This is a genomic window from Pseudomonas sp. B14-6 (assembly GCF_013260315.1).
GTDB lineage: Bacteria > Pseudomonadota > Gammaproteobacteria > Pseudomonadales > Pseudomonadaceae > Aquipseudomonas > Aquipseudomonas mandelii.
Genome location: NZ_CP053929.1, coordinates 545,936 through 558,332 on the forward strand (window position 1 = coordinate 545,936; position 12,397 = coordinate 558,332).

Annotated in this window: 13 protein-coding genes; 4 read left to right on the forward strand and 9 right to left on the reverse strand. The window is 60.5% G+C overall.

The features are described 5' to 3' along the window. Nucleotides 1-238 precede the first annotated feature (238 nt). Entirely contained in the window at nt 239-601 is a 363-nt protein-coding gene (locus HP062_RS02510) for a DUF6124 family protein (RefSeq protein ID WP_010459485.1), read from the forward strand. An 836-nt stretch (nt 602-1,437) separates the two neighbouring features. Here HP062_RS02510 and HP062_RS02515 read toward each other — a convergent pair. The 7 genes from HP062_RS02515 to HP062_RS02545 form a co-directional block, all read right to left on the reverse strand. Beyond that, nucleotides 1,438-2,454 carry an AbrB family transcriptional regulator gene (locus HP062_RS02515; protein WP_172790758.1) on the reverse strand — a complete coding sequence of 339 codons (1,017 nt, stop codon included), beginning with the start codon at nt 2,452-2,454 and terminating at the stop codon, nt 1,438-1,440. Nucleotides 2,455-2,642: 188 nt separating this feature from the next. Beyond that, the gene (locus HP062_RS02520; RefSeq protein ID WP_010459492.1) at nt 2,643-2,861 is read right to left on the reverse strand and encodes a PLD nuclease N-terminal domain-containing protein; all 219 of its coding nucleotides are present in this window, start codon (nt 2,859-2,861) and stop codon (nt 2,643-2,645) included. A gap of 174 nt (nt 2,862-3,035) precedes the next feature. Next, nucleotides 3,036-4,451, reverse strand: a complete 1,416-nt coding sequence (locus HP062_RS02525; protein WP_172790759.1) for a cytosine permease — start codon at nt 4,449-4,451, stop codon at nt 3,036-3,038. 286 nt (nt 4,452-4,737) lie between these two features. Further along, nucleotides 4,738-5,889 (reverse strand): acetylornithine deacetylase, encoded by a 1,152-nt coding sequence (gene argE, locus HP062_RS02530; RefSeq protein WP_169857252.1) that lies wholly within the window; start codon nt 5,887-5,889, stop codon nt 4,738-4,740. Next, complete coding sequence (locus tag HP062_RS02535; RefSeq protein WP_154912544.1) at nt 5,886-6,563, reverse strand: DUF1028 domain-containing protein; 678 nt, start codon at nt 6,561-6,563, stop codon at nt 5,886-5,888. The genes argE and HP062_RS02535 overlap by 4 nt, the downstream gene beginning before the upstream one ends. A 166-nt stretch (nt 6,564-6,729) precedes the next feature. Then, nucleotides 6,730-7,146, reverse strand: coding sequence for a RidA family protein (locus HP062_RS02540; RefSeq protein ID WP_172790760.1), 417 nt, complete (start codon nt 7,144-7,146; stop codon nt 6,730-6,732). 24 nt (nt 7,147-7,170) lie between these two features. Further along, nucleotides 7,171-8,481 carry an NAD(P)/FAD-dependent oxidoreductase gene (locus HP062_RS02545; protein WP_172790761.1) on the reverse strand — a complete coding sequence of 437 codons (1,311 nt, stop codon included), beginning with the start codon at nt 8,479-8,481 and terminating at the stop codon, nt 7,171-7,173. A gap of 269 nt (nt 8,482-8,750) precedes the next feature. Here HP062_RS02545 and HP062_RS02550 point away from each other — a divergent pair, with 269 nt between their 5' ends. Then, a complete protein-coding gene (locus HP062_RS02550; protein ID WP_077750153.1) occupies nt 8,751-9,734 on the forward strand; it encodes a GlxA family transcriptional regulator in 984 nt (327 codons plus the stop codon). A 29-nt stretch (nt 9,735-9,763) separates the two neighbouring features. Here the strand turns inward: HP062_RS02550 and HP062_RS02555 are convergent, their stop codons facing one another. Both HP062_RS02555 and HP062_RS02560 read right to left on the reverse strand, forming a co-directional pair. Beyond that, the gene (locus HP062_RS02555; RefSeq protein ID WP_083376987.1) at nt 9,764-10,252 is read right to left on the reverse strand and encodes a copper chaperone PCu(A)C; all 489 of its coding nucleotides are present in this window, start codon (nt 10,250-10,252) and stop codon (nt 9,764-9,766) included. Beyond that, a complete protein-coding gene (locus tag HP062_RS02560; protein WP_010459508.1) occupies nt 10,252-10,857 on the reverse strand; it encodes an SCO family protein in 606 nt (201 codons plus the stop codon). Before HP062_RS02560 ends, HP062_RS02555 begins: the two co-directional genes overlap by 1 nt. Before the next feature lie 328 nt (nt 10,858-11,185). On the opposite strand from HP062_RS02560, the gene HP062_RS02565 reads away from it, so the two are divergent. Next, nucleotides 11,186-11,386 (forward strand): YbdD/YjiX family protein, encoded by a 201-nt coding sequence (locus HP062_RS02565; RefSeq protein WP_010459510.1) that lies wholly within the window; start codon nt 11,186-11,188, stop codon nt 11,384-11,386. Between the two features lie 191 nt (nt 11,387-11,577). Beyond that, complete coding sequence (locus tag HP062_RS02570; RefSeq protein WP_172790762.1) at nt 11,578-12,384, forward strand: hypothetical protein; 807 nt, start codon at nt 11,578-11,580, stop codon at nt 12,382-12,384. Nucleotides 12,385-12,397 lie beyond the last annotated feature (13 nt).

Consider the following 12,397-nt stretch of genomic DNA (forward strand, 5'->3'; position numbering starts at 1 on the left):
TTATCGTTCCTGGGTCACTGAAAAACAGTGATCGGGTTTGGTAGCCCGGTATATCCAGGCGCATGGCGCCACCTTATGCAGAGGTCGTTTTCATCTCTGTTTTTTATGGTGGCCATGCGCAGGGCTCCTTCGGGGGCGCCGGGTTCCTGGACCGGTCTACCAACCTGTGTATGGCCGCCACCCTACGTTTGGTAGCGAAGGGTGATGGCTCCTCATTAGTTATCCAGGAGTTCCATCCATGATCAAACCAACGCCAAACCCGCCGGGCATCGACCCTGCTTCCCCCTACGAATCCCTCGATTCGAAAAAACTCCACGAAGCCGCCGAGCGCGCCCTCGACCACTACCTCAACCCGGGTGCCCACATCATGGCCAGCACCCACGAACCCGAACCCATGTTCCTCGCCAACCCCAAGTACGACACCGAATCCCTGCTGGCCAACGCCAGCGAATCACTGGGCTCGGCCACCACCATGCTCAGCAACTTCGCCGCGCTGTTGGACAACTCACACCGCAAGACCCTGCTGGGGATCACACAAGTGGTGATGCTGGGGGAATTGGCCGTGAACCAGGCGCTGGATAACGTCGAGCCCAAGGCGTAAATCACCAATCCCTGTCGGAGTGAGCCTGCGCACGATGGCGGTGGATCAGCCAACATTTCTGTTGAATGTAAATCCGCTATCGCGAGCAGGCTCGCTCCCACATTGGATGGGGTCGTCCCTCAGGTATTGTTATCGCCGCTGCTCCCTGTAGGAGTGAGCCTGCTCGCGATGGCGGCGGGTCAGCCAACATTTCTGTTGAATGTAAATCCGCTATCGCGAGCAGGCTCGCTCCCACATTGGATGGGGTCGTCCCACAGGTATTGTTATCGCCGCCGCTCCCTGTAGGAGTGAGCCTGCTCGCGATGGCAGTGGATCAGCCAACATTTCTGTTGAATGTAAATCCGCCATCGCGAGCAGGCTCGCTCCCACATTGGATCGGGTCATCCCACAGGTATTGTTATCGCCGCTGCTCCCTGTAGGAGCGAGCCTGCTCGCGATGGCGATGGATCAGGCAACATTTCCGTTGAATGTAAATCCGCTATCGCGAGCAGGCTCGCTCCCACATTGGATGGGGTCGTCCCACAGGCCTCGCGCTGCTCGGCAGCGGCTACACGTCCAGCATCTGATCCGCATTTTCCTTCGCCATCTGCCTCTGTCATGCACCCACCCTCACGCTCACAATGACAGCACGGTCCGCAGTCGCGCAGTCACTGCACCGTAAACTCATAATGTAGGAGGCCCCATGGGCAAGATGGCAATTTTCCTCGGTGGATTTCTGGTGTTAACCATTTTGATTGGTGCCCTGGCCACCATCTCTCCCGTTTAGTCCCTTCCTCCCGGCAGCACAAAGCAAAACGCCTCCACATCGGGAGGTGTTTGCGATTTGTGTTCGGCAATCACTCCGCCCGCCAGCGCCGCGCCTGCACAATCAGCGCCGGGGCAAAGTGCAGCACGACCATCCGCACCAAATGATGCGTCAGGATAAACACCACGTTCAGCCCGCCACTGAACGCGACGATGGCAATGGTTTCAATGGCGCCCGGCATGTAGGCCAGCCACAACGACAGCGGATCGCTGCCCAGCACCTGCCCGGCCACGCCGGCAAACGCGGCGGCGATCAGCAACATGAGGCCGACGGCGAGCAGCCCGGCGCGGCCATGGCGGACCAGCTCGGCGAAGGTGATGTCCTTGAATTTCGAGCCGATCAGCACGCCGATCAGCACGGAGGCGGAGTCGACACTCCACTGCGGCAGGTGGAATGTCTGGAGGTAGCCCAGCTTGATGCAGGCGGCGGTGAGCACGATGGCGGTGAGCATGAACGGCGCTGGCACGCCGACGCTCAACAGCACGCGGCCTAGTAGCAGGCACAAGGCGATCAGCGACAGCAGGGTCAGCGCCGTGCTCACGTCCAGCGGGCTGCTCTGGGCCAGCGCCACGTCGACATGCCCGGGAATGCAAAAACTGACCAGCAAGGTGATCGACAACAGGCGGACCAGGTGCACGACGATCACTTTGCTGGACGCGCGTTCAGACTCGATCAAGTCGAAGACGGCGGCGAGTGCGCCGGGGTACACGGATAACAGCGAGTCCTTGAGGTTCCAGCCCGAGACTCTGAACAACCAGAAACCGGCCACGGAACTCTGGACCATCAGGCACAGCAGCATGAAGCCGAGGCTGGGCAACATGGCCGCCACGGTGTGGTTGTCCCACGAGGTAAACATCAGGCCGGTCGCAATCCCCAGCACTATTTGCACATAGCCAAGGCCGAAGGGCAGGGTGGGGGAAAATCGCAGATTGCTGGCGATCAACGCGCTCGCGAGTATCGAACCCAACAACAGGCCGTGGGGGATACCGGCGTATTGCAACACGGTGCCGACGCCGGTGGCGATCAGCAAACACACCAGGGTTTTCATGAGTCTTCCTTGATTCTTGAAGTGCGCCAACGCTTCCATTTGGGCCGTGTACGTTTTCCCACTTAATGGCGTGAGGCGTCAAGTACGTGCGTCTCAGTGGTGTCAGTGTGAGTTACCGGGTATGGCGAGCGGCCGTCCGTGGCTCGCCCCTGTCGATCAGAAACGGGTCATCACTAACCCTCCAAGCATCATTGCCTGGCCTGCGGCGAATGCGGGTTGTGGTCGGTGTGTTTCGGTCCAGCCAATGCCCACGCCACCACCCCAATCAGCGGCACAAACACGATCACCACGATCCACAAGAGTTTGTTGGTGGATTTGCCTTCGGCTTTGCGCACTCGGTTGATTGCCCATAGCTCGACCAGCAACAGAACGGCTGTCAGCACGATCCAGATTGTTTCGATTTGCATGAGTCACCCTCCAGATAGTCCTTCTGTTAGGTGAGCCGTGGTGGGCAGGGTTCATTAAATTTTGGTGGAGGCTTGTGCTGGGTTGCTCGCGAGGGTGATCTGTCAGTCAAATCTGTTTTGACTGTCAGGGCCTCATCGCGAGCAGGCTCGCTCCTACAGGGATTGCGGGGGGCATTAGATCGAGTTGGCGAGCTTTCCGGTGGAGAGGCGGCGTTTGTAGGCGCTGTCGCGGTTGGCCAGCCAGTAGTAGAGCGGCGAGGTGATGAGCAGGCCGACCAGCCAGGACAGGTCAGCGCCGTTGATGTGTTCGGAGATGGGCCCGACGTACAGCGGCGTGTTCATGAACGGAATCTGCACCGCGATCCCGATCGCATACGCCAGCAACGCTTGCGGGTTGTAGCGTCCATAGATCCCGCCATCGACCTTGAAGATCGAATCGATGTCGTACTGACCTTTGTGAATCGCATAGAAATCGATCAGGTTGATCGCGGTCCACGGCACCAGCACCACGAGCAGCACCAGCACCATATCGACGAAGTGCCCGATGAAGTTGGCGGAGGCGCCGACGGCGGCGAAGCAGCAGGCGGCAAGGATGATGACGGAGAGGACGGCGCGGCTTTTGGCGGTCGGGATCCAGCGGTAGGCGAAGGTTTGCACCAGGGTGATGACCGACAGCACAGCGCCGTAGAGGTTGAGGGCGTTGTGGCTGATGACGCTGAGCAAGAACAGCACGAGCATCAACGGGCCGATGGAGCCGGTGGCGAGTTTGACCGCGTCCATCGTGTCCATGCCCACGGGCGTGGCGAGGACGGCGACGGCGCCGAAGATGAACGAGAGGCTGGAGCCGAGGACGGTGCCCAGGTAAGTGGTCCAGAACGTAGCGGCCACCGGCACGCTCGCCGGCAGGTAGCGCGAGTAGTCGGAGACGTAGGGGGCGAAGGCGATTTGCCAGAGCGCGGCGAGGGAGACGGTGGCCAGCCAGCCGGAGATGTTGAAGCTGCCACGGGTGAGGAAATCGGCGGTCTGCACGTGGGTGAAGATGTAGCCGAAACCAAGCACGATGCCGGCGCCCAGCACCCAGGTGCCGATGCGGTTGAGTACGTGGATGAACCGGTAGCCGATGATGCCGATGATGCCGGAACCGAGGGCGCCGATGACGATGCCGACCGGCACCGGCACGCTGTCCACCACGCCGTGCAGGGATTTGCCGGCAAGAACGATGTTGGAAGCGAAGAAGCCGATGTACATGATGCCGGCGATCAGCACCACCAGCAGGGCGCCGAGGGAGCCGAACTGGGCGCGGCTCTGGATCATCTGCGGGATGCCCATCTGCGGGCCTTGCGCCGAGTGCAGCGCCATCAGCACGCCGCCGACCAGGTGGCCAACGAGGATGGCGACGATGCCCCACACCAGGTTGAGGTGGAACATCTGCACGCCAAGGGCGCCGGTGACGATGGGCAGCGGGGCGATGTTGCCGCCGAACCAGAGGGTGAACAGGTCACGGGTCTTGCCGTGGCGATCTTCGGGCGGCACGTAGCCGATGGTGTGTTTTTCGATGAGCGGGGCGGCGGTTGTTGCGGTGGTAACCATGACGGACTCCAAGGCAATTTGAGTACGTGGACGTACTTCGGTGAGCGCCGCACGGGGGCGACGCTTTTCTTGTTGGAGTGATGATGTGCGGTGGGGGCGGATAGATAAATTAGTAAGATTGTGGGTATAGACGTTAAAAAAAGTAGGTCGTTTGGTCACCGCAAAACCCTGTGGGAGCTAGCCCGCCAGCGATAGTGATTTGACAGTCAACATTGATTTGGCTGTCAGATCGCTATCGCTGGCGGGCTAGCCCCCACAGGGTTTTTTTGGGTGTTCGGAATCTTTGTTATTCAGTGATCGATAGCAGCATCCGTTGCAACATGGCGTCGCAGGCAGTGAGTTGTTCGAGGCTGACGAATTCGTCGGGTTTATGGCCCTGGTCCATGCTGCCGGGGCCGCAGACGACGGTGGGAATGCCGGCGGCATCGAACAGGCCGCCCTCGGTGCCGAAGGCCACGGTGCCGAACGCTCGGGAGCCACAGAAACTGGCGATCAACTCGGCCGCTTCGCTGTGTGCATCAGTCGCCAATCCCGGATACGCCGACAACTGGCTGAATCGAATCTCGCTCTGTTCACTCACGGCACGCATGCGCGGCAACACCTGTTGCTCGGCAAAGGCCTTCAACGCCTGTGCAACTTCACTCGGATCATACGAGGGCAACGCGCGGATTTCGAAGTCGAAGCGGCAATCGGCGGGGACGATGTTCAAGGCCTTGCCACCGCAAATCACCCCGGTTTGCACGGTGCTGAACGGCGGGTCGAACCGCGCATCGTGATGCTCGGGGGCTTTGAGTCGGTTGCCGATCCGCCCCAGCTCACCGATCAGTTCGGCGGCGTATTCGATGGCATTGACCCCCAGCGGCGCGTAGGCGGAGTGGCACGCTTCACCGTGGACATCGCAGCGCATCGCCAGTTTGCCTTTATGCCCGAGCACCGGCTTGAGTTCGGTCGGCTCGCCGATAATGCACAGCATCGGTTTGACCGGTCGCTGTTCCAACTCCGCCAGCAACGAACGCACGCCGAGGCAGCCGACCTCTTCATCGTATGAAAGCGCGATGTGCACCGGCAGCCGCAACCGGGCGTTCACCAGCGACGGAACGAGGGCGAGAACACAAGCGATGTAGCCTTTCATGTCCGCCGTGCCGCGCCCGAACAGTTTGCCGCCGCGCTCGGTGAGTTCAAACGGCGCAACAGTCCACGGCTGGCCGTCGACGGGCACCACGTCGGTGTGCCCCGACAGCACGATGCCCGGCCGATCCGCCGGGCCAATGGTCGCGAACAGATTGGCCTTGCTGCGCTGCTCGTTGTAGATCAGCTCGCAAGGCACATCGAAACCCTCGAGGTAGTCGCGGATGAACTCGATCAGGTGCAGGTTGGATTCGCGGCTGGTGGTGTCGAACGCCACCAGGGTTTCCAGCAAATCACGGCTGCTGCTCATCGGTCGTCTCCGGCGACGCCGTAGCCGGGGGACTTGTCGGGGGCGAGGGCGCGGTCGATGTAGTCCTGAACTTGCGGGCGATAAGCGTCCCAGAGTTTTTCCAGCTGGCCGATGGGATTTTCGTCCGCCCAATCGACCCGCAGGTTGATGATCGGCCAAGTCAGTTCGCCGACCACCACCATCGCCGCCGAATGCACCGGCCCGGCTTCGCCACCGGCGGCGATGGCCGCTTTCATGGCAGCGAGCAAGCGGTCGGCGAGTTGTCCTTCGCCGTGTTCGAACGCTTGGACCATGGCCTCGATAACCGAACGGTCGGCAAGCATGTTGCCGGCGGCGACGCATTGTTCACCGGACACGGCGTTGTGGTTACCGAGGGTTTGCGCGCCGCTGAAATGCGCGGTCTGGCCGAGGTGGTCGATGGCGGTAATCTGGCGGTATTGGCTGTAGCCGTTGCGGGTCAGGACTTTGTCCAGCGCCTCGGCCGGCGCCAGGCCTTGTTCCATCATGGCGAGCACTTCCGGGCCTAACGACGGCAAGGTGATGTTTTGTGTGGAGACGGCGCCGACACCCGGTAACAGCCAGGGGCAACGGGCGCCGACGGCGATGCTGGAGGAACTGATCGCAATGCCGAACTGACCGGTTTCGGGGCATCGGGCGGCGATGGAGAAAGTCATGGGTTTAGCTCCTTGGTTTGCCTTGGAGAAATAGGTGTTGTGCGGGCCTCTTCGCGAGCAGGCTCGCTCCCACAGTTGGATCTGTGTCGTAGACAAATCCGCGGCCACTGAAGATTTCCCTGTGGGAGCGAGCCTGCTCGCGAAGGCCGCGACTCGGTCTAACGACTTACTCAGGAATCACCGCAATCACATCAATCTCCATCAACCACTGCGGCTGCCCCAGCGCCGTCACCACCAACCCGGTCGAAATCGGAAACACGCCTTTGAGCCACTTGCCCACTTCCTGATACACCGGCTCGCGATACCGCGGGTCAATCAGATAAGTCGTGGTTTTCACAATGTGGGTGAGGTCGCTGCCAGCCTCTTCCAGCAACTGTTTGACGTTGCGCATGGCCTGCTCGGCCTGCGCACGCGGGTCACCCAGACCCACCAGCCGGCCCTCGAAATCCGTTCCGACCTGGCCGCGAACATAAACGGTATTGCCTGCCCGCACGGCTTGGCACAGGTCATTGTCCAGGCTCTGGTTCGGGTAGGTTTCCTTGGTGTTGAACATGCGAATACGGGTATGGGTTGGCGTGGACATTTTTAGCTCCTGACAGAAAAAGGCTTAGGCACTGACCGTGGTTTTGAGGGCGACCGGGGCCTGTTCAGCCTCGCGTTGCGCCGCATCGTGGTAGTCGAGGTAAGAGCGCTGAATGGCAATGTGATCCGCCACGTACTTGGCGTCATGCCAGACACCCCAGATGAACGACGAGCCGCGACGGGACTGCCACGGCAGGCCAAGGAAATACACGCCAGCCTCGCTCGACACGCCGCGCTGATGCTGGGGCTTGCCGTTGTCGTCGAAGGCATCGACCTTGAGCCAGCTGTAATCCGTGGCAAAACCGGTGGCCCAGATGATCGAAGTCACGCCGGCCCTGGTCAGGTCGAGTTCAAGAATCGGGTGGGTCACGCATTCGGGATCCGGGAACACGTGGCGGGCTTCAGGTTCTTCCGGCAGGTCCAGGCCGTTGCGTTCGATATAAGCGTCGGCGGCATTTAGCAGCGCCAGGTAGTTCTCATCGCCACGCGCCAGGTTGTCCGCCAGATTCGGCTGGAACGTCGCTACGCTACCGTTGAACGATTGAGTCAGCCCCACCAGCGTCATGCCGCGATGGGCGAGTCCACGGAAGTCCACCGTGCGCCCGCCATGGGCACCGCTGACCGCGATGGTCACGTGCTCCCGTCCCGGTTTCATCGCCGCCTGATCCCACTCGCCCAGCACGCCCAGCCACCAGCAGAAATCACGGTTGCGGTAAGCGCGAGGAGGGCGGTCGTGGGCGCCGACGGAGAGGTAAACCTTCTTCCCCGCACGCTGCAATTCATCGGCAATCTGCACGCCGGACGAACCCGCGCCGACCACCAGCACCGCGCCTTCAGGCAGTTGCGCCGGGTTGCGGTAGTCGGCCGAGTGGATCTGCATGAAAGGCTGATCTTTCGGCGCAATCGGCGGAATGACCGGCCGCTGGAAAGGCCCGGTGGCCGCCACCACGCGGTTGGCCTCGATCACGCCTTCAGAGGTTTCAATGGTGAAGCCCGGGCGACCGACATTGCGCTCGACTTTCAGCACGTCGACGCCGGTGCGGATCGGCGCGTTGAATTTCCTGGCGTAGGCTTCGAAGTAGTCGGCGACGCGTTCTTTCGGGGCAAATTCGTCGGGGCTGAGGTCGTCGAAATCAAGACCCGGGAACCGGTCATGCCACGCCGGACCATTGGCTACCAGCGAATCCCAGCGCCCGGTGCGCCAACGCTCGGCAATGCGGCTGCGCTCCAGCACCAGGTGCGGCACCCCGAGTTTGCTCAAGTGTTCACTCATGGCCACGCCAGCCTGACCGGCGCCAACAATCAGCGTATCTGTTTTTATTTTTTCGGTGGTCATCTCAATACCCTTCGAAGTTGGAGTGAGGTCGCGAACGACCCGCCATTTCTTGGGCTCAAGACTAGGGATGACCCTGGTATCGGTAAAATATTATTAAGCTGGCATTTGAGTATAAATAACTGAGGCAGAGCGCCGTCTGGCGCTCGGGTGGATACGCCGAAGAGGCTCCACGGGTTAACATGGCGCTTTATCAGCGCACCATACAACCGGTTGGGTAATGTAATGGAGTGGATCGAGCATTGATCGAACGACGCCAATTCAGCGGAGGCATGAAGGGCAAAAACCTTCGCTATCTCAATGAACACCCTGATGGGACCCGGCAAACGGTCCGCGCAGGCTTTCTGCTGCTCGAACATTTCTCGCTGCCGGCGTTTACCCAGGCGCTGGATACGGTCGTCACGGCCAATCTGCTACGACCCGACTCGTTCTCTTCTCGCACCTTTGGTTTGAACGATGGCGAAGTCGTCAGCGATCTGGGCCTGGTCATTCGGCCCGATGCCCGTATCGATTGCGCAGCGGTCAAAGCGCTGGACCTGCTGGTGATCTGCGGTGGCTACCGGACAGAACTCAAGGCCAGCGAAGGCTTGATCAGTCTGTTGCGCACGGCGTCGGACCAGGGCGTCAGCCTGGCCGGGCTGTGGAATGGTGCATGGTTTTTGGGGAAGGCCGGTCTGCTGGACGGTTACCGTTGCGCGATTCACCCGGAGCATCGCCCGGCGCTGGCGGATTTCTGCAAGGCCACGCAGGTCAGCAGCGAGCCCTACATCATTGATCGAGACCGGCTGACGGCTTCGAGCCCGTCCGGGGCCTTCCACATGGCGCTGGACTGGATCAAAGGCCTTTACGGCAAAGCGCTTGTCGAGGGGATCGAGGACATCCTGGCGTTCGAGGAGTCGCGCTACCGGCGCATCAAGCCTACGGAAAATGTCTGTGTGAGCGCGCCATTGCGCGAGGTGGTGAAGCTGATGGACGCCAACCTCGAAGAGCCGCTGGAGCTGGAGCAACTGGCGGTCTACGCGGGTCGTTCTCGTCGACAGCTCGAACGGTTGTTCAAGGAGCAACTGGGCACGACACCGCAACGGTATTACATGGAACTGCGAATTACCGAAGCGCGACGGCTGCTCCAGCATACGGAGCTGTCCCAGGTGGACGTGCTGGTGGCATGTGGCTTTGTGTCGCCGAGCCATTTCAGCAAGTGCTACAGCTCGTATTTCGGCTACCGGCCATCCAAGGAGAAGCGACTCGTCAAATAGGAGCCGCTCGCCCTGAGAAACCCCGACCGTTAATGCATCTTGCTGTGATCAGCCATGCCGAGTGCCCGGGCCTCGGCTTCCACTTTAATCGTCTCTTTGTCGCCCTTGGCGTTTTCCACGGTCAGGATCAGCGGGACTTTATCGCCTTCCTTCACCTGCGCCGTCAGGTCCATCAGCATCACGTGATAGCCGTGGGGATCAAAGCTCACCGGCTTGCCGGCCGGCAGCTCGACAGACTCGACCTGACGCATGCTCATCACATCATCTTTCATGCTGGATTGGTGAATCTGTACGGTTTTGGCGACAGGCGATTGCACGCTGAGCAGCTTGCTGTCGCTGTCGGCTTGCAGGGTCATGAAGGCGCCGGTCGATGGCTGGCCGGCAACAGTTGCGCGGACCCAGGCGTCGTCCACTCTGGTTTGTGCCGATACCTGCCAGGCCATGCCGATCAGGGCGCACCCCAGGACCAGTTGTTTGACGCGTCGCGAGAAAGCGGTGTTGGCGTGGATCGAATTCATCAGCAGACTTCCATGACGGTGAGCAGGTCTTCTGCGCACTCTTGAGCCGTAAGGGACGCGGACAGCCCCAGACGCAAGTTGCCCCGGGAGTCGAAGACGTAGCTGGTCGCGGTGTGGGAAAGGGTGTAGGTCGAACCGCTCGGGATCTTTTCGAAGAACACGCCGAACTCCTTGGCGGTGGCGGCGGTTTCTTCCAGCGTGCCGTGCAGCGCCTCGAAGCTCGGGTCGAACGTCTTGACGTAGGCGTCGAGCATTTGCGGCGTGTCGCGTTCCGGGTCGAGGGTGATGAAGATCACCTGCAGCTTCTCGCCGTCTCGGCCCATCAGTTTCTTGGCCTGTGCCGCGCGGGCCAGGGTCGTGGGGCAGACCGCCGGGCATTGGGTGAAACCGAAGAACACCATCGGCATCAGGCCGCGATAACTGGTGAGCATCTTCGTTTCGCCCTGGGCGTCTTTGAGCTTGAAGGTACGCCCCATGATCTTGTCGCTGAGGTCCTTGCCGTACTTGAACGACAGCCTGGAGCTGTCATCGCAGCCGGCGAGCAGGCCAAGACTCAACAAGCCCATACCGCGCAGGACCGTGCGGCGGGTAAACAACGTACTCATGGAAAAGCATTCCTGTGTTGCGACGGGAAATCTGTAGCGCCTGATGAGTCAGACGAAAAAAGCGCGTTGATATTAACAAACTGTGGCCGTGTTTCGCTCATTGTTGGACGAGGGGTGGTTTTGGTACAGCATCAGAAGTTGCAGAAAACTACGGATCAGCGTCGGACCTGTAGGAGCCAGGCTTGCCGGCGAAGGCGCTCTCAAGTACGCCTTCGCCGGCAAGCCTGGCTCCTACAGGTACTGATTTACGTCCGGTCGAGCGTCGACACATTCCAGATACAAAAGTGCGCTTTCATGGCCCTGCCCCCCTCACAATGAGAGCGTTGCCATGATCCGTAAACTGCAGCAAGCCGCCCGCTTCCTCAGCCAGAGCGCGCGTTTGATGGTCGGCGTCCCTGATTACGACAACTATGTCGCCCAGATGGCGCTCAAACACCCCGAAGAACCGGTGATGAGCCATTCGGCGTTTCTTCGCGAGCGTCAGGAAGCCCGCTACGGCGGCAAGCAATGCACCACGCGTTGCTGCTGATTACCCGGGCAAACGCCGCGATCAGCACAATATCTTCGCCATTGCGTAACCACTGCTAAGCTTCGACGTTGCAGCGTCCGAGCCTTTACGGGATCGGGCGTTGAGCGTGGCCATGGAGTACGACTTCAGTATCAATATCCACTTCTACAGGGGTGGCGAGCGATTGTCGGTAACCTGCACGGAGGCAGGCAATGGTAATCAAGCACGTAGGCCATTCAAGTGCCGAGGGCGTTCCCGAGCCACTCGATCACGAAGAGATAGAGCGGGTGCTGGCGCTGTTGCTGGCCAGTCCGGTGTTTGCCAAGTCCAGGCGCATGGGCAGTTTGCTGCGTTTCCTGGTCGATCACGATCTTCAGTTTTCCACTATCCCACTCACCGAGCATGCCATCGGCATCGCCGTGTTTCGCCGTGACCCGGCTGTTTACTGCACCGGAGACGATCCGGTGGTGCGCGTGCAGGTGGGCCGGTTGCGGCGCAAACTCGCGATCCATTACGCCACCCTCGGGCAGCAAGACCCGGTACGCCTGAGCATTCCGGCCGGTTGTTATCGGCTGGCTTACCAGCGGATCAGACCCAAAACCATCTCGATGCGCCATCCTGTTTTGCAGATTCAGCCGTTTACCTGCATCACCCGTGACGGCGATGACTTCACCAGGGGCTTGTCTGAAGAATTGAGCTGCCGGCTTTTCGAGTCGTTCGAGCAGACGCAAAGCCATGGCAACCACGTGTTGATGAAAGTGTCACGCTCCAGAGTCAAGGCACTGGACGTTGTGCGTGCCGGGCGCGGTAACTATTCCCTTGAGGGCAGCGTGCGGGTGGAACCGAGCCGAGTCCGGGCATCGGTGCGCCTGATTGATGTCGCACAGGGGCGGATCCGCTGGTCCGAGCAGTTCGATCGCAATCAACCTTACGGCATCGCGACCCAGGAAGATCTGGCGGAGTCCATCTGTCGGTCGTTGACGGGCTATTTCGCCCGGGGAAGCGGTGATGTTTCTTGAGAGGAAGGGGCAA